This is a genomic window from Microbacterium sp. MEC084, assembly GCF_004514465.2.
GTDB lineage: Bacteria > Actinomycetota > Actinomycetes > Actinomycetales > Microbacteriaceae > Microbacterium.
In genome coordinates, this window is the sequence record NZ_MYFP02000010.1 from 81,797 (window position 1) to 97,910 (window position 16,114).

A 16,114-nucleotide genomic window follows, 5' to 3' on the forward strand; every position below is an offset into this window, starting at 1 on the left:
GGCGTCGCGGAGGGCCGCGACGCAGTACGGTGACTGCATGCGCGTCGATCTGCTCACCCGCGAGTACCCGCCGGAGATCTACGGAGGCGCGGGCGTCCACGTCGCCGAGCTCGCGAAGGCGCTGCGCCTGCCGCGGCCGGGCGTCGACCTGGAGGTCCTGGTGCGGTGCTTCGGCGCTGCCCGCGACGAGCCGGGCACGTTCGCGTACGGCATCCCGTCGGGACTCGCGTCGGCCAACGGCGCGCTCCAGACCATGGGCGTCGACCTCGAGATCGCCTCGGATGCGGCGGGCGCCGACCTGGTGCACTCGCACACCTGGTACGCGAACTTCGCGGGCCACGTCGCGAAGATGCTGCACGGCATCCCGCACATCGCCACGGCGCACAGCCTCGAGCCCCTGCGTCCGTGGAAGGCCGAGCAGCTCGGAGGCGGCTACCGCCTGTCGAGCTGGATCGAGCGGGACGCGCTGACGCAGGCGGACGCGGTCGTCGCCGTGAGCGAGGGCATGCGGCGCGACCTGCTGCGCGTCTACCCGGACCTCGAGCCGGACCGCGTCAAGGTCGTCTACAACGGCATCGACCTCAGCGCCTGGCAGCGCGTCGACGACCCCGAAACGGTCCGTGCGCTGGGGGTCGACCCGGATCGCCCGTCCGTCGTGTTCGTCGGTCGCATCACGCGCCAGAAGGGCCTGCCGTACCTGCTGCGCGCGGCGCGCCTGCTGCCGCCCGAGGTGCAGCTGGTGCTGTGCGCCGGCGCCCCGGACACCCCCGAGATCATGGCGGAGGTCGAGGGCCTGGTCGCCGAGCTGCGCCAGGAGCGCTCCGGCGTCGTGTGGATCGACCGCCACCTGCCGCGCCCCGAGCTGTGCGCCCTGCTGAGCGCCGCGACGACGTTCGCGTGTCCCTCCGTGTACGAGCCGCTCGGCATCGTGAACCTCGAGGCCATGGCGTGCGGCGCCCCGGTCGTCGGGACCCGCACCGGCGGCATCCCCGAGGTCGTGGCCGACGGCGTCACGGGCACGATCGTGCCGATCGACCAGCTGGACGACGGCACCGGCACCCCGACCGACCCGGACCGCTTCGTCGCGGATCTCGCCGCGGCCCTGACCGACATGGTCTCGGACCCCGACCGCGCCCGCGCGCTGGGCGAGGCCGGCCGCGAGCGGGCCGAGCGCGAGTTCTCGTGGCTGTCGATCGCGGACCGCACCATCGAGCTCTACTCCGAGGTCCTCGGCCGCTGACGCGCGCTCAGTCCGCGCGACGCACGCTCGCGGTCACCGTGAACTTCGGGTTGCGGCCGGCCTGACGGGTCGGGCCGACGAGGCGCTCGAGGATCGGGCGGTAGCCGAGGTGCGAGTTGTACACGCACCAGAGCTCCCCGCCGGGGCGCAGCACGCGCGCCGCGTCGGCGAGCAGCCGCGGGGCGATCGCGTCGGTGACCGCGGCGCCGGAATGGAACGGCGGGTTGAGCAGGATGAGGTCGGCCGACGCACCGGGCTGCGATCCGAGCCCGTCGTCGCGCACGACGTCGACGCGGTCGGCGACGGCGTTCGCCGCTGCGGTGGCGCGGGCGGAGGCGACTGCGGCGGCGGACTGGTCCGTCGCGACGACCCGGATGCCGGGCCGCTCGCGCGCCAGCATGGTCGCCAGGACGCCGGTGCCGCACGCGAGGTCGATCGCCGAGGCCGCCTCCCGCATGTCCGGCAGGAACCGCAGCAGGAAGCGCGTGCCGATGTCGATCGACGTCCCGGCGAACGCGGCGCCGTGCGCGCAGACCGTGATGCGCGGATCGGAGTGCTCCTGACGCCGGGGCCATGACGGCTCCGTCGGGATCGGACCCGACGCGTGCAGCACGCGCGACTTACTCGCCGCCCGGCTGGCGGTCACCTCCTCGAAGTGGCGCGCGAGCACGTCGTTCATCGCGAGCGTCATGTGCTTGACGCGCCCGCCCGCGACGAGGCGGGCACCGGGCGCCGCGGACGCCGCGACGACCTGGGCGATCTCGTCGAGCGCGTCCAGAGAGCGCGGCAGCTGCATGAGCACGGTCGCGGCTCCCTCCGCCAGCTCCGGGCCGAGGTCTTGCCAGGCGACCCGATCGAGCGGGAGCCCGAGCTCCTCGGCGTTGAGCCGCAGGGCCCGCTCCCCCGTGATCGCATCCTGATGCACGCGGATCCGGATGTCCGGCTGGGTGGCCAGCAGCGAGAGCGTGATCGCGCCGTATCGGTCGCCGATCACCACGACCTCGTCGCCGAGATCGCCCGCCTCGCTCAGGATGAGCCGGTCGCTCGCGTCGGCGGCCACGAGATCGTGCGCCTCGACGTCGGGGCGCCGGCGCAGGCGCGGCGCGAGCCGGTCGAACGCCTCGAGTCGATCGGGCGCGGGCGCGGCGCTCACGAGGCCGCGCGCTCGGAGATCCGCTGGCCGACGACGGCCGAGACGCCGTCCTGGCGCATCGAGACGCCGTAGAGCGCGTCCGCGATCTCCATCGTGCGCTTCTGGTGCGTGATCACGATCAGCTGACTGGACTCGCGCAGCTGCTCGAACACGCCCAGCAGGCGCCCGAGGTTGGCGTCGTCAAGCGCCGCCTCGACCTCGTCCAGGATGTAGAACGGGCTGGGCCGCGCCTTGAAGATCGCGGTGAGGAACGCCACAGCGGCGAGCGACCGCTCGCCTCCGGACAGCAGGGAGAGCCGCTCGATCTTCTTGCCCACCGGCCGCACCGAGACCTCGATGCCCGTCGTGAGCATGTTCTCGGGGTCGGTGAGCGCGATGGATCCCGTGCCGCCGGGGAACAGGATCGGGAAGACCTCGGCGAACGCGGTCTTCGTGTCCTCGAACGCGGCCTCGAAGATCACCTGCATGCGCTCGTCCAGGTCCGCGATGATCGTCATCAGGTCCTTGCGGGTCTGCAGGAGGTCGTCCAGCTGCTCCGTGAGGAACCTGTGCCGCTGCTCCAGCGCGGCGAACTCCTCGAGCGCCAGCGGGTTCACCCGCCCCAGCTGCGCGAGCTTGCGCTCCGCGTCGCGGAGGCGGCGCTCCTGCATGCGCCGGTCGTACGGCAGCGTGGCGGGCATGTCGTCCGCGGCATGTTCCGCGCTCTCGGCGTGCGCGTCGTCCGGCGTGCCGATGTCGGCAACATCGCGGGGAACCGGCTGGTCCGGACCGTATTCCGAGACCAGCACGTCCTCGTTGAGGCCCAGCTCGCTCGACACGCGCTCGAGCAGGCTCGTGATGTGCAGCTTCTTCTCGTGGATCTGGAGCTCGAGGCCGTGCACGCTCTCGGTCAGCCCGGTGAGGCGCTCGCGCAGGGCCGCCTCCTGGCCGCGCAGCTCGCGCAGCTCGCTCGACACCGCGCTGCGCGCGCTCTCGGCCTCGGCCAGCGCCAGGCGGGCCTCCGCGACCGACCGGTCCACGGAGTCCAGCAGGTGCGGCAGCTCGGCCGCGACGCCCTCCGCGATCTCGCGCTGGGCGCGGCGGATCACGGCACGGCGGGCCGCCTGAGCGGCCGCCTCGCGCTCCCGCTCGCGCTGGCGCTCCAGACTCGCCGCGCGCGCCTCGGCGGCCCGGACGCGCTCGCGGAGCGTCTCGACCTCCAGGCGCGCGCGCATCTCCTCCTCGCGGGCCGCGTCGAGGGCCGCGAGATACCCGTCGCGCGCCGAGGCGTCGAGGATGGGGCGGGGCTTCTCGAGCGCCCGGTTGAGCTCGTCCGCGGCGGCCTTGGCCTTGGTCTCGGCGTCGGCGACCGCCCCCTGCGCCTGGGCGAGTCCCGCCTCGAGCCGCTCGCACTCCGCGACGGCCGACTCGTGGCGCACCGTGGCGCGGTTGAGCTGCTCGGCGTGCTGCGCGAGCTGCGCATCGTGCTCGCGCAGCGCCTGCAGCGCCTCCTTGCCGACGCGGCGCGCGGTCTGCAGGCGCTCGTTCGCCTCGCTGCGCTCGACGGTCAGGGCCTCGACCTGCACGCGGACCTCGTCAAGCCGCGCGGCGGCCGCGTCGCGCTCCGCCTGCAGCTCGAGCCGCGATCGCTCCCCCGTGCCCGCGCGCAGTGTCTGCGCCGTGCACACCTCGCCCGCACGGGTCACCACGACGAGCCGGCCGCCGACGTCCGCGCCCGCGGCGTCGAACGCGGCGCGGGCCGCTGCGAGGTCGTCCGCGATGGCCACGTGGTCCAGGATGCGCAGCACGCCCTCGGGCGCGCGCACGACGTCGCGCGCCCGGACGACGCCTGCGACCGACGGAAGCGCGGCGACGTCGACGTCCGCCTCGGCGATCACGATGTCGAGCACGCCGAACTCCGCGGCGCCCTCGGCGACGGCGTACGCCGCGGCGCGCGAGTCCACGAGCACGCCCTCGGCGAGGGGGCCGAGCACCGCCGCGACGGCGGCCTCGTAGCCCGCGTCGACGTGCACCGCGTCGCCCACGAGCCCGCGCACGCCCTCGCCCCCGCGCGCCACGAGCGCCGCCGCGCCGTTCTGGACGTCGAGCGCGCTCGACAGCGCCGCAACCTTCGCCGTCAGGGCGTCGGCCTCGCGCTCGGCCGTGCGGTGGGCCTCGCGGATCCGCTCCAGCTCGGCCTCGGCGTCGGCGGTCTCGCGCTGCGCGGCCTCGTACGCCGCCTGGTGCTCGGCGGCGGTGCCCTCGGACACCACGGCGGGGTCGATCTGCTCGAGCGCCTCGGCCGCCTCGATCCGGCGCTGGTCGGCCGCGTCGAGCGCGTTCTGCTGACGCAGCACCGCGCCGCGGACGGCTGCCAGAGCCGACTGGGCCGCCTCCGCCGAGCCGCGCAGGGCGGTCAGCCGCATGTCGTGCTCCGACACGAGCGCGCTCTGCTCGGCGATGTCGGCGTCGAGCGCGTCGAGCTCGGCCCGCGCGCGCATCACGGCGCGCGCGGCCTCCTGGACGGCGTCCTGCGCATCGCCCAGACCGTCGGAGATCTGCGTGATCTCCGCACGCGCCTCGTCGATCGCGGCCTGCGTGACCGTGACGGCCACCGTGCTCGGGTCCTCGTCAGCGCCGAGCAGCGCCAGGCGCTGGTTGGCCAGCGTGTACAGGCCGCGCAGCCGCTCCTGCACCTGCTCGAGCGCGAACGCCACGCGCCGGGCCTCGTCGACCGCCTCGGCGTTCTGCTCGCGCTCGAGCTGGGCGATGCGGGCGCGCACGCCGTCGGCCTGCTCCTGCAGCACCAGGCGCTCGGTGTGGCGCTCCTGCTCGCTGCGCGCGTGGTCCGCGAGCGCGGCGCGCAGCTGAACGACCTCGTCGGCCAGCAGGCGCGCCTTGGCGTCGCGCACGATCGCCGCGATGGTCTGCGCCTCGCGCGCGATCTCGGCCTGCTTGCCGAGGGGCTTGAGCTGCCGGCGGATCTCCCCCGCCAGGTCGCTCAGGCGCGTCAGGTTCTGCTCCATCGCCTCGAGCTTGCGGAGGGTCTTCTCCTTGCGGCGGCGGTGCTTCAGGATGCCCGCGGCCTCCTCGATGAACCCGCGCCGGTCCTCGGGGGTCGCCTGCAGGACCGCGTCGAGGCGGCCCTGGCCGACGATCACGTGCATCTCGCGCCCCAGACCCGAATCGCTCAGGAGCTCCTGGACGTCGAGCAGGCGGCAGGACTCGCCGTTGATCGCGTACTCGCTCGAGCCGTTGCGGAACAGCGTGCGGCTGATCGTCACCTCGCTGTACTCGATCGGCAGGGCGCCGTCCGAGTTGTCGATCGTGAGCTGCACCTCGGCGCGGCCGAGCGGCCCGCGCGTCGCCGTGCCGGCGAAGATGACGTCCTCCATCTTGCCGCCGCGCAGGGTCTTGGCGCCCTGCTCGCCCATCACCCACGCGAGCGCGTCGACGACGTTGGACTTGCCGGATCCGTTGGGCCCCACGATCGCGGTCACACCCGGCTCGAGCGCGAACGTGGTGGGCTGCGCGAACGACTTGAAGCCCTTGAGCGTCACGCTCTTCAGGTGCATCCGCGGTCCTCTCGATTCCGGTGCCCGCACGGGGCCGCGATCCCTGGAAATCGCCGGGATTCACGCTACCGGACGGGCCTCGCCGCACCGCGCAGCGCGCACGCGGTTCGCATCGAATCTGAGAATCCGCTTGACGACGACGTCCGCGCCGCTATAGCGTCATTCTCCGCAAGCCCGCGAGATCGAGAGGAGGGCGTCATGTTCATGATCACTGCACCAGTGACCCGGTTCACCGGAAAGGCGTCCGGCCCCATCCGCGCGCTCGATGCGGCGCACCGCGCCGCGCGCATCCTCGGCTGACGTCCGCCGTCGCCCACCCCGGGCGACCCGGCCCCGCCTCCGGACCTCCGCCGCGCCTCCGCCGGTCGTCATGACCGCCCGCGCCGAATGGTCCCCGCGCCGACTCCGTCGGCTCCGCGCCTGACCCGGCCTCCGCGGTCCGCGCCTTCCGCGATCCCGCTTCTCCGCGAGGGTCGCCGCAATCCCCGTCCCCCGAGCCGTGGGGACGTCCATCCGCCCCTGTCCGGGGCGCTCCTGAGGAGAACACCATGTCGAACACGCTCATCACCGGTCGCCGCGACAACCGCCACGAGGCCGAGAGCCTCGCGGCGCGCACGTCGCATCCGCCGGGGCCTCCCCAACAGGCCGCGCAGGCGCTGCAGAACCGCTCTGCACGCACCGCGCTTCCCGACCGGGTGGCCATGTGGATCGGTCTCAAGCTGCTGCTGTGGGGCACCCGCCCCGAGCCGCGCGACGCCGAGACGATCGAACGCCGCGACCTGCGCGAGGCCCTCGCCGAGCGCGCGATCCGCGAACACCGCGCGGCCCTCGAACGGGCCCGCGCCGCCAGCGGCCTGATCGCCTACACCGGCCAGTTCGGCCGCTGACGAACCCCACCCCGGCCGGGCGGGGCGATCCCCCGCCCGGCCGAACCTCCATCCGGAAGGAAAGCTCCACCATGTCCCCCACGACGGGATCCCTTCTCGCCGGCCTGCGCATCGACGCGCTCCGGCTCCCCTCCTCGGTCGACGCCCCCGAGGCCGCCGACCTCCTCGCCGCGGCGCGCGTCATGACCGACGCCCTGCGGCACGACACCGGCACGACGCTGTTCGACGCCGAGCCCGCGGAGTGGCTCGCCGGCCTGCGCGCCACCCGGTACGTCGACCGCCGGGTCCGCCTGGCGCGGCTCGAGGACCGCGTGGTCGGCGTCCTCGAGCTCGACGTCCCGCTCGACGGCGAGCGCTCCGCGAACGCGGGCTTCCACGTCGCGCCCGACGCCCGCGGCGCGGGCATCGAGGACGCGCTGATCGAGGAGGCCGAGCGCCTCGCGCGCGACGCCGGCCGCTCGGTGCTGTACACCTGGAACCTCACCACGATCGACGTGCCGGGCGAACGCCTCCCGTCGCCGGCGGGCATCGGCTCCGTCCCGCTCGAGGCGGACAGCACGCGGCGCCTGCTTCGGCACGGGTACACGCTGGGTCAGGTCGAGCGCGTCAGCACGTTCGAGTTCGCGGCATCGCTGACGCGCGCCGAGCGGATGCTCGAGACCGCGCTGGCCGCGGCCGGGCCCGAGTACCGCCCGGTGTGGTGGCCGTCGCCGGCCGCCGACGAGCTCGTGGACGGCTACGCCTACGCCGTGGGCAGGATGGCCACGGACGTGCCGAGCGGAGAGCTCGACTGGGAGCCCGAGGCCTGGGACGCGGAGCGCATCCGCTACCGCGAGCGGCTCAAGGCCGACGCCGGCCAGCTCATGGCGGTCGCGGCGGTCGTCCACGAGCCGACCGGCGCCGTCGCCGCGTTCAACGAGCTCGTGATCGGACGTGACCGCTCGCGCCCGACGCAGAACTACGGAACGCTCGTGCTGCCGGAGCACCGCGGGCACCGCCTCGGCACGATCGTGAAGTGCCTCGGCCTGATCCGCTGGCACGAGCTCGTGCCGACCTCGCCGCGGGTCATGACGTTCAACGCCGAGGAGAACAGGTTCATGCTCGACGTGAACGAGGCCGTCGGGTTCGCTCCCGCGGCCGCGTCGGGCGAGTGGAAGAAGGAACTGTGATGGACATCCGGATCGAGCCGGTCGCCGTGCCCGAGACGCTCGACGCCCCGGAGGCGGCGGAGTTCGTCGCCCTCGCGGAGCTGTCGAACCAGGCGTGGCGACGCGAGTCCGGAACCGACCTGCACGACGACGATCCGCGGGAGCTGATCGTCCGGTGGCGCGAGACGCCGTACCGCGCGACGCGGGTGATCGCCGCGCGGGTGGACGGCGAGCCGGCCGGCATGGCCTACCTGGAGCTCGACAAGACCACCCAGGAGTCGGCCGAGATCGACGTGTCGCTCGCCGCGGAGCACGACGACGGTCCCGTCGCCGACGCGCTGTTCGCCGAGCTCGAGCGCATGGCGCGCGAGTCGGGCCGCCGCATCCTGCAGTCGTGGACCATCCACCGCGCGGAGCCCGTCGAGGACCGCGTGATCCCGCCGACGGGAGCCGGATGGATTCCCCTCGACGCCGGGTACCGGCGCATGGTGCGCAACGGCTACGCGCTGGGGCAGGTCGAGCGCAACAGCGTGTTCGACCTGCAGGGCTCCTACGACGCGGTCGACCGGCTGCTCGAGCAGGCGCTCGCCAAGGCCGGACCGGACTACCGCGCGGTCTGGTGGTCGGGGGCCACCCCACCCGAGTACGCCGCCGGCTACGCCGCCGCGATCGCGCGGATGAGCTCCGACGTCCCCGTCGGCGAGCTGTCGGCCGAGCAGTCGGTCTGGGACGCGGAGCGCGTGTTCGAGCGCGACGGACGGTTCGCCGAGGCGGGGACGCTCATGGGCGTGACCCTGGTCATCCACGAGCCGACGGGCGAGGTCGCGGCTTTCAACGAGCTGCAGATCGGGCCGGATCGCACCCGCCCGACCTCCCAGTGGGGCACGCTCGTGATGCCGGAGCACCGCGGTCGCCGGCTCGGCGCGATCGTCAAGTGCGTCGGGCTGAGGCGCTGGCACGAGATCGTGCCCGAGTCGCCGTGCGTCTCGACGTTCAATGCCGAGGAGAACCGGTACATGCTCGACGTGAACGAGGCCGTGGGCTTCGTTCCGGCGTCGTACGCGGGCGCGTGGGAGAAGAAGCTCGCGTAGCTCCCGGCCGGCGCCGCCGCTGGTTGACTGGTGACATGAGATTCACCGTGATCGGCGGCGGCGTCGGCTGCGCCCGGTTCGTCAGGGGGCTGCGCGAGCACGTGCGGCGGACCGGCGGCGAGGACCGGATCGACGTGGTCGTCAACACCGCGGACGACTGGTGGGTGTCGGGGCTGCGGATCGCCCCCGACCACGACAGCCTGCTGTACGCGCTGGCCGGCGTGAACGACGCCGAGCGGGGCTGGGGCCGCGCGGGCGAGACCGAGCGCGTCTCGGCCGAGCTGGCGGCCTGGGGCACGGCGCCGGAGTGGTTCACGCTCGGCGACCTGGACCTCGGCACGCACATCGCGCGCACGGCCTGGCTGCGCGAGGGCCTCACGGTGTCGGAGGTCTACCGGCGGCTCGGCTCCCGGTGGGACCTCGGCGTGACGATGCATCCCGCGACCGACAGCGAGATCGACACCCACGTGCTGCTGGCCGACCGGGAGCCGATCCACTTCCAGGAGTGGTGGGTGCGGCACCGCGCGGCCCTGCCCGCGACCGGCTTCGTGCAGCGCGGCATCGAGCGGGCCGTCCCCTCCGATGGCGCGCTGGAGGCGATCTCTGGGGCCGATGTCATCCTGATCGCGCCGTCGAACCCCGTCGTGTCGGTGGGCCCGGTGCTCGCCGTGCCGGAGATGCGCGAGGCGCTCGCGGTCGCGGATGCGCCGATCGTCGGGGTGTCGGGGATCATCTCGGGCGCCGTGGTGCGCGGGATGGCCGACGCGTGCCTGGCCGCGATCGGCGTGGAGACCTCGGCCGAGGCCGTCGCCGAGCACTACGGCGCGAGGGCGTCGGGCGGGCTGCTCGACGGCTGGCTCGTCGACGAGGCGGATGCCGGCGCGGTCGAGCCGCTCGAGCGGATCGGCATCCGCACGCGCGCGGTGCCGCTGTGGATGCGCGACGCCGACACGTCGGCCCGCCTCGCGGCGGACGGCGTGGCGCTCGCGCTCGCGCCGCGCTGACCCGGGTCAGCCCTTCGGCCGGCCGCCCGCCTCGCCCAGCTCGGTTGCGCCGAGGCGCAGGGCCCGGACGAGCGGCTTGTTGATCGACTGCGACACCGCGGCCTGCGTGATCCCCTCGCGCGCCGCGATGTCCTTCTGCTGCTGCCCGCGCCAGCTCTCGAACGCCACGCGCCGGGCGCGCGGGCTCATGTCGGCCACGACCTGGTCGCGCAGCACCAGGTAGGCGTTGACCACGGCCTCCTGGGCGCGCGCCTCGGCCGACTGGGTCTCATGCACCACGAAGCGCGAGCGCGTGCCGGGCAGCCTGCCGCGCTCGAGCGCCTCCGCGCGCTCGACGGCCTCGCGCGCGGCCCACCATCCGGGTCCGTCCTGGATCGCGTCGGCGAGCATCGACTCGACCGGCTTGATGTCGCCGAGGCCGAGCCCGAAGCGGCACGCGACGCCCTCGGGCAGCGCGAGCTGCAGGTACAGCGTCGCGACCAGGGCGTCCTCGACGGTGCCGTACACGGCCTGGAACTCGTCGGCGACCGTGGGCCACCAGCGCTGCACCGCGCGCGGGCGCGCCTCCTCGATCGCGAGAGCCGCGGACTCGATCTCGCGCTGCAGCACGTCGCGGTCGGGGGCCTCCCGCGAGGCCACGATGTCTGCGATGACGGCTACGACCATGCCTTCACCGTATCACTGATATCGAAACCACATAAGCGAATTCGCTTAATCGGTGCCGGATATCACCGATCGGGCGCGGCGCTGGCACGCGGGACAGTAGTGACTCGAGCGGTTCGCGAAGGAGACACGGACGATCGCGCGCCCGCAACGTGGGCACGGCTTCCCGTGCCGCCCGTAGGCGTTGAGGCTGTGCGCGAAGTACCCCGCCTCGCCGTTCACGTTGACGTACTGCGCGTCGAAGCTGGTGCCGCCCTCGGCCAGCGCCTTCGCGAGCACGGCGCGCACCTCCGCGAGCAGGCGGTTCATCGCGCGCGTCGACAGGTCGCGCGCCAGGGTCTCCGGGTGCACGCGCGCGGCCCACAGCGCCTCGTCGGCGTAGATGTTGCCGATGCCGCTCACCACCGTCTGGTCGAGCAGCACCCGCTTGATCGCCGACGACTTGCCCGCGATCCGGCGCCGGAACAGAGCATCGTCGAACGCCGGGTCCATCGGATCCCGCGCGATGTGCGCGGCCTGTGCGGGCACGAGCGGCGCGGCGTCGCCGAAGCCGCCCGGATGCCCGTCGGGCGTCGGGATCAGCGCGTCGATCGCGAGCGATCCGAACGTGCGCTGATCCGCGAACACGACCGCGAGCTCGCCGTGCTCGGGGTGCTCGATCGCGAGCCGCACGCGCTCGTGCCGCTCGGCCGGCGCCCCCGGCGCGCGCAGCAGCATCTGGCCGCTCATGCCGAGGTGGACCATGACGGCCTCGGGCCCCGCGGCGGGATCGTCGCCGAGCGGCAGCCACAGGAACTTGCCGCGACGCGCGGTGCCGGTGATCCGGCGCCCCGTCAGGCGGCGCTCGAAGTCGTCCGGTGCGCCGAGGTGCCGCGTGAGCGCGCGCGCATCGTGCGCCTCGACGCCGAGCACGCGTGCTCCGGTGACGGCGGGAGCCAGGCCCGCGCGCACCACCTCGACCTCGGGCAGCTCCGGCATCGGCGGCGTCAGGCCGTGACGCGGTCGCTGAGCCGGCGCCACGCCTCGAGCGCGGCGGCCATCTCGGCGGTCTTCTTGCTGGTGCCCTCGCCCGTGGTGGTGAGCTCCCCCACCGCGACCGTGGCGACGAAGCGGCGGTCGTGGTCCGGGCCGCTGGCCTCGACGGCGTACACGGGCGGCGTGAGCCCCTGACGCGCGGCGATCTCCTGCAGCGCGGTCTTCGGGTCCATCGCGGCGCCGTAGCGCTCGGGGTCCTTCAGCAGCGGCTCGATGAGGCGAAGCACCATCGCGGTCGCCGCCTCGCTCCCGGCCGACAGGTAGGTGGCGCCGATCACGGCCTCCATGGCGTCGGCGAGGATCGAGTCCTTGTCGCGGCCCCCGGTGAGCTCCTCGCCGCGGCCGAGGCGCAGGTGATCGCCCAGCCCGATGCCGCGGGCGATCTCCGCGAGGGCGACGGTCGACACGACGCTGGCGCGGCGCTTGGCGAGCGCTCCCTCCTCGAGCTCGGGATGACGCGAGTACAGCATCGTCGTCACGGCCAGCCCCAGCACCGAGTCGCCCAGGAACTCCAGGCGCTCGTTGTGCGGGATGCCGCCGTTCTCGTAGGCGAAGGAGCGGTGCGTCAGCGCCAAACCGAGAAGCTCGGCGTCGATGTCGACGCCGAGCTTCTCGGTCAGGTGCTGAGGTCCGCGAACGGAATCCGTCACGGCAGCCGGATCAGACGTCGGCGACCTTGCGGCCCTTGTACTCCAGGAACAGCTCGGTGCCCTGCGAGTCGGTGACGACCTTCGCCTGGTGCGGACGGCTGTAGACGACCTTGCCGTTCTCGACGGTCTTGACGAGCGCGGGGGCCTCGGCCTTCCACTGCGCGCGGCGCGAACGGGTGTTGGAACGGGAGACCTTCCGCTTCGGAGGGTTACCAGCCATGATTCAGCTCTCTTCTGTGTCGCGGGCGGCGTCAGACGCCGATCCGTGGTCGGTGAGGTTCTGGAGCGCGGCCCATCGAGGGTCGACGGGCGCCTGCTGCGCGCTTCCCGATTCGGTCAGCCGCTCGCCCGTGTTCGGGTCGAGCCCGGGGCAATCCGGCTGACAGACCGGTTGAAACGGGAGCGCCAGAACGGTCGCGTCCCTGACCAGAGTTTCAAGATCCACGTGGTCGTCTTGAACCTCGAAGTCAGCCGCTTCCTCCCCAGGATACTCGAAAAGCTCCTGAAACTCGACTTCGAGCGGCGCGACGATCTCGCGCAGGCAGCGCCCGCACTCGCCCTCGTACTCGGTGTCGAGCGTGCCGGAGACGAGGATGCCCTCGTGCACGGACTCCAGGCGCGCGTCGAGCTCGAGGTCCTTGCCCTGAGGCACGGCGACGAGACCCTCGCCCCATTTCTCGGGCGCGGGGATGGTCAGGCGGTGCTCGCGCATCTCGCCCGGCGTGCGCACGATGTCGCGCGCAGGCAGGACGAACGGGCCGGAAAGTCGGGGTCTCACGCTTCGATGGTACTCGCGAGGTCGTTCCGGGAGGCCGCGACGGGCCGGTGCCCGGCGGACGCCCAGGCGCGGGTCAGAAGTCCCGGGCGCTCGCCTTGGCGAGGAAGCGCGCGACCGCCGGCGGCACGAACGGCGACACGTCGCCGCCGAGCCCCGCGACCTGGCGGACGAGTGAGCTCGACACCAGCGCGTGAGACGGCTCGGGCAGCAGGAACACGGTCTCGATGCCGGCCAGATGCCGGTTGACGACCGCCATCGGCGTCTCGTAGGCGACGTCCACCTGCGACCGGATGCCCTTGACGAGCACGCCCGCGCCGACCTCCTGCGCGTAGTCGACCAGCAGGCCGACGCTCCACGAGCCCACGATCACGTTGCCGTCCATGCCGTCCTCGGCGATCGACTGCTCGATGAGCGAGACGCGCTGGGCGATCGGCAGCATGCCGGCCTTGTCGGGGTTGTGCACCACGAGCACGTGCAGCTCGTCGTACAGGGCCGCGGCCCGGCGGATGACGTCGAGATGCCCCAGCGTCGGCGGGTCGAAGGATCCGGGGACGACGGCGATCCGGCTGCTCATACGCGTCAGCCTATCCACGAGTCTCGGGAGGACCGGGTTTCGGCTCGCTCCGCTCGCTCGACCTTGACCCGGCGCGCATCAACGCCTCCTTCGTCGGCATTGCCCCGCGCCCCGTCAATTCTTCGCCAGGGCGGCGCGCTCCTCCTGCGTCATGCGGCGCGCGAGCGCCTCCGCGAGCCCTCGGTGGCGGTCGAGCGTCGGGTCGCCCTCGAGGATGCGCTCGGCCTCGCCGCGCGCGCGGGCGATCAGGTCGGCGTCCTTGACCACGCGCAGCAGCCGCAGCGACGAGCGCGCGCCGGACTGCGCATCGCCCAGCACGTCGCCCTCGCCGCGGAGCTCGAGGTCGACCTCCGCGAGCGCGAAGCCGTCGAGCGTCGCCGCCACGGCGTCGACGCGCTCGCGCGCGGTCGTTCCCTGCTCGGCCTCGGTCACGAGCAGGCACAGGCCGGGCACGCCGCCGCGGCCCACGCGGCCGCGCAGCTGGTGCAGCTGGGAGACGCCGAACCGGTCCGCGTCCAGGATCACCATGGTCGACGCGTTCGGGACGTCGACGCCCACCTCGATCACGGTCGTCGCGACGAGGACGTCGATGTCGCCGCGCGCGAAGTCCTGCATGACCCGGTCCTTCTCGTCGGACGGCATCCGGCCGTGCAGGGTCGCGATGCGCAGCTCGCCCACGCGCGGATGGCGGGCGAGCATGTCCGCGACCTGCACGACGCCCCAGTGCGGGCGGGCGGCCTCGCCCTCGACGGGAGGCGCGAGCTCCCCCGAGCCGTCGTCCTCGCCCGGTGCGACGGCCTTCGCGTTCTCGGCGTCGATCGCCGAGCAGACCACGAAGACCTGGTGCCCGCGCTCGACCTCCTCGGCCACGCGCTCCCAGACCCTGCCGAACCAGCCGGGCTTCTCGGCGATAGGCGCGACGAACGTCTGGATACCGGCGCGCCCGGCCGGCATCGTGCGGATGGTCGAGACGTCGAGGTCGCCGAACACCGTCATCGCGACCGTGCGCGGGATGGGCGTCGCCGTCAGGACGAGCGCGTGCGGGCTGGTGCCCTTCGCCCGCAGCATCTCGCGCTGCTCGACCCCGAAGCGGTGCTGCTCGTCCACGACGACCAGCCCGAGGTCGGCGAACGTGGTGCCCTCGCTGAGCAGCGCGTGCGTGCCCACCACGATGCGCGCCTGACCGGAGGCGACGCGCAGCGCGGCCTTGCGCCGGTCGGCGGCGGGCATCTGGCCCGTGAGCAGCGTCGGCATGAGCTCCGGCGCGAGCTTCGGACCGAGCATCCGGGTGATCGAGCGGAGGTGCTGCCCGGCGAGGACCTCGGTCGGCGCGATGAGGGCCGACTGCCCGCCTGACTCGGCGACCTGCAGCATGGCGCGCAGCGCCACGAGCGTCTTGCCGGAGCCGACCTCGCCCTGCACGAGCCGGTTCATGGGCCAGTCGGCCGTGAGGTCCGTCGCGATCGACCGGCCGACCGCCGCCTGGTCGGGCGTGAGCTCGAACGGCATGGCGGCGTCGAAGCGCTCCAGCAGGCCGCCGGGCCGCGCCGGGCGCTGCGTGGCCGACATCATCCGCACGAACTGCCGCTGCTGCGCGAGCGCGGTCTGCAGCACGAGCGCCTCGTGCATGCGGAGCGTCTGGCGGGCGGCGTCGATCTGCGCCCGCGTCTCGGGGCGGTGGATCCACTCGAGCGCCTCGCGCGCCGTCAGCAGCGCCTCGCGGAACCGCAGCTCGTCGGGCACCGGATCCGGGATGTCCTCGAGCCGGTCGAGCACCTCGCCGATCCAGGTCTGGAGCTTCCAGCTCGTCACGGCGGCGGTCGCGGGATAGATCGGGATGGGCGTGCGCACGATCTCGTCGGCCTTCGCGAGCGCGGCCGTGTCGTCCTCGAACAGCTGGTAGTCCGGGTTCGCGAACTGCAGCACGCCCTTGAAGGCGCCGACCTTGCCCGAGAACACGCCGCGTCGGCCCCGCTTGAGCTCCTTCTCGCGCCACGCCTGGCCGAAGAAGGTGAGCGTGAGCTCGCCCACGCCGTCGCCGATCACGACCTCGAGCAGCTCGCCGCGGCGGTTGCGCATCCGCCGGCGGCGCACGCTTCTGACCTCGGCGACGACGGTCGCGAGCTCGCCGAGCGGCAGGTCCAGGATGGGCGTGAGCTCGCCGCGCACGGCGTAGCGGCGCGGGTAGTGCGCCACCAGGTCGCCCACGACGGCCATGCCGAACGCGCGCGAGAGCGTGTTGGCCGCCTTGTCGCCGAGCGCGAGGCTCAGCGGCGTGTCGAGCGTGAACGACATGCCCCGAGTCTAGGTCGGGGTGCCGACAGCGCCGGGCCGGCG

The 16,114-nt window shown here is 73.5% G+C and carries 14 protein-coding genes; 5 read left to right on the top strand and 9 right to left on the bottom strand.

Annotation, left to right across the window (positions count from 1 at the left end; translation table 11 throughout):
- Window positions 1-37: 37 nt before the first annotated feature.
- Entirely contained in the window at window positions 38-1,240 is a 1,203-nt protein-coding gene (glgA, locus tag B5M43_RS10005; RefSeq protein ID WP_134745204.1) for a glycogen synthase, read from the top strand.
- 7 nt (window positions 1,241-1,247) lie between these two features.
- On the opposite strand, the gene B5M43_RS10010 is transcribed toward glgA, so the two are convergent.
- Window positions 1,248-2,393 carry a class I SAM-dependent methyltransferase gene (locus B5M43_RS10010; protein WP_134745205.1) on the bottom strand — a complete coding sequence of 382 codons (1,146 nt, stop codon included), beginning with the start codon at window positions 2,391-2,393 and terminating at the stop codon, window positions 1,248-1,250.
- Window positions 2,390-5,947, bottom strand: a complete 3,558-nt coding sequence (gene smc / locus B5M43_RS10015; RefSeq protein WP_134745206.1) for a chromosome segregation protein SMC — start codon at window positions 5,945-5,947, stop codon at window positions 2,390-2,392. Before smc ends, B5M43_RS10010 begins: the two co-directional genes overlap by 4 nt.
- Window positions 5,948-6,495: 548 nt before the next feature.
- Between smc and B5M43_RS10020 the strand changes: the two genes are divergently transcribed.
- From B5M43_RS10020 to cofD, 4 genes are all read left to right on the top strand, one after another.
- Window positions 6,496-6,834: a hypothetical protein gene (locus B5M43_RS10020; RefSeq protein WP_055991025.1), complete on the top strand. Its 339-nt coding sequence runs from the start codon at window positions 6,496-6,498 to the stop codon at window positions 6,832-6,834.
- A 71-nt stretch (window positions 6,835-6,905) separates the two neighbouring features.
- Window positions 6,906-8,003, top strand: coding sequence for a GNAT family N-acetyltransferase (locus tag B5M43_RS10025; protein WP_134745207.1), 1,098 nt, complete (start codon window positions 6,906-6,908; stop codon window positions 8,001-8,003).
- Window positions 8,003-9,073 (top strand): GNAT family N-acetyltransferase, encoded by a 1,071-nt coding sequence (locus B5M43_RS10030; RefSeq protein ID WP_134745208.1) that lies wholly within the window; start codon window positions 8,003-8,005, stop codon window positions 9,071-9,073. The genes B5M43_RS10025 and B5M43_RS10030 overlap by 1 nt, the downstream gene beginning before the upstream one ends.
- A gap of 35 nt (window positions 9,074-9,108) precedes the next feature.
- Window positions 9,109-10,077, top strand: coding sequence for a 2-phospho-L-lactate transferase (cofD, locus tag B5M43_RS10035; RefSeq protein ID WP_134745209.1), 969 nt, complete (start codon window positions 9,109-9,111; stop codon window positions 10,075-10,077).
- Window positions 10,078-10,083: 6 nt separating this feature from the next.
- Here cofD and B5M43_RS10040 read toward each other — a convergent pair whose 3' ends face one another.
- The 7 genes from B5M43_RS10040 to B5M43_RS10070 all read right to left on the bottom strand — a co-directional run bounded on the left by B5M43_RS10040 (window position 10,084) and on the right by B5M43_RS10070 (window position 16,072).
- A complete protein-coding gene (locus tag B5M43_RS10040) occupies window positions 10,084-10,743 on the bottom strand; it encodes a SatD family protein (RefSeq protein WP_134745210.1) in 660 nt (219 codons plus the stop codon).
- Window positions 10,744-10,788: 45 nt separating this feature from the next.
- Entirely contained in the window at window positions 10,789-11,718 is a 930-nt protein-coding gene (gene mutM, locus B5M43_RS10045; protein ID WP_055991450.1) for a bifunctional DNA-formamidopyrimidine glycosylase/DNA-(apurinic or apyrimidinic site) lyase, read from the bottom strand.
- 8 nt (window positions 11,719-11,726) lie between these two features.
- The gene (gene rnc / locus B5M43_RS10050) at window positions 11,727-12,425 is read right to left on the bottom strand and encodes a ribonuclease III (RefSeq protein WP_055991009.1); all 699 of its coding nucleotides are present in this window, start codon (window positions 12,423-12,425) and stop codon (window positions 11,727-11,729) included.
- Window positions 12,426-12,435: 10 nt separating this feature from the next.
- Window positions 12,436-12,645: a 50S ribosomal protein L32 gene (rpmF, locus tag B5M43_RS10055; protein ID WP_050721097.1), complete on the bottom strand. Its 210-nt coding sequence runs from the start codon at window positions 12,643-12,645 to the stop codon at window positions 12,436-12,438.
- Window positions 12,646-12,648: 3 nt separating this feature from the next.
- On the bottom strand, window positions 12,649-13,137 hold the full coding sequence (locus B5M43_RS10060) for a DUF177 domain-containing protein (RefSeq protein ID WP_055991447.1): 489 nt from the start codon (window positions 13,135-13,137) through the stop codon (window positions 12,649-12,651).
- Between the two features lie 139 nt (window positions 13,138-13,276).
- Entirely contained in the window at window positions 13,277-13,777 is a 501-nt protein-coding gene (gene coaD / locus B5M43_RS10065) for a pantetheine-phosphate adenylyltransferase (protein ID WP_055991006.1), read from the bottom strand.
- A gap of 114 nt (window positions 13,778-13,891) precedes the next feature.
- Complete coding sequence (locus tag B5M43_RS10070; RefSeq protein ID WP_134745211.1) at window positions 13,892-16,072, bottom strand: ATP-dependent DNA helicase RecG; 2,181 nt, start codon at window positions 16,070-16,072, stop codon at window positions 13,892-13,894.
- Window positions 16,073-16,114: the final 42 nt, after the last annotated feature.

What these genes read in the sequence shown, in the direction of transcription:
- coaD (WP_055991006.1), bottom strand. Translation starts at nt 13,777, where the DNA reads ATGAGCAGCCGGATCGCCGTCGTCCCCGGATCCTTCGACCCGCCGACG.
- B5M43_RS10020 (WP_055991025.1), top strand. Translation starts at nt 6,496, where the DNA reads ATGTCGAACACGCTCATCACCGGTCGCCGCGACAACCGCCACGAGGCC.
- glgA (WP_134745204.1), top strand. Translation starts at nt 38, where the DNA reads ATGCGCGTCGATCTGCTCACCCGCGAGTACCCGCCGGAGATCTACGGA.
- smc (WP_134745206.1), bottom strand. Translation starts at nt 5,947, where the DNA reads ATGCACCTGAAGAGCGTGACGCTCAAGGGCTTCAAGTCGTTCGCGCAG.
- B5M43_RS10040 (WP_134745210.1), bottom strand. Translation starts at nt 10,743, where the DNA reads ATGGTCGTAGCCGTCATCGCAGACATCGTGGCCTCGCGGGAGGCCCCC.
- cofD (WP_134745209.1), top strand. Translation starts at nt 9,109, where the DNA reads ATGAGATTCACCGTGATCGGCGGCGGCGTCGGCTGCGCCCGGTTCGTC.
- B5M43_RS10025 (WP_134745207.1), top strand. Translation starts at nt 6,906, where the DNA reads ATGTCCCCCACGACGGGATCCCTTCTCGCCGGCCTGCGCATCGACGCG.
- B5M43_RS10070 (WP_134745211.1), bottom strand. Translation starts at nt 16,072, where the DNA reads ATGTCGTTCACGCTCGACACGCCGCTGAGCCTCGCGCTCGGCGACAAG.
- B5M43_RS10060 (WP_055991447.1), bottom strand. Translation starts at nt 13,137, where the DNA reads ATGCGCGAGCACCGCCTGACCATCCCCGCGCCCGAGAAATGGGGCGAG.
- B5M43_RS10030 (WP_134745208.1), top strand. Translation starts at nt 8,003, where the DNA reads ATGGACATCCGGATCGAGCCGGTCGCCGTGCCCGAGACGCTCGACGCC.
- rpmF (WP_050721097.1), bottom strand. Translation starts at nt 12,645, where the DNA reads ATGGCTGGTAACCCTCCGAAGCGGAAGGTCTCCCGTTCCAACACCCGT.
- mutM (WP_055991450.1), bottom strand. Translation starts at nt 11,718, where the DNA reads ATGCCGGAGCTGCCCGAGGTCGAGGTGGTGCGCGCGGGCCTGGCTCCC.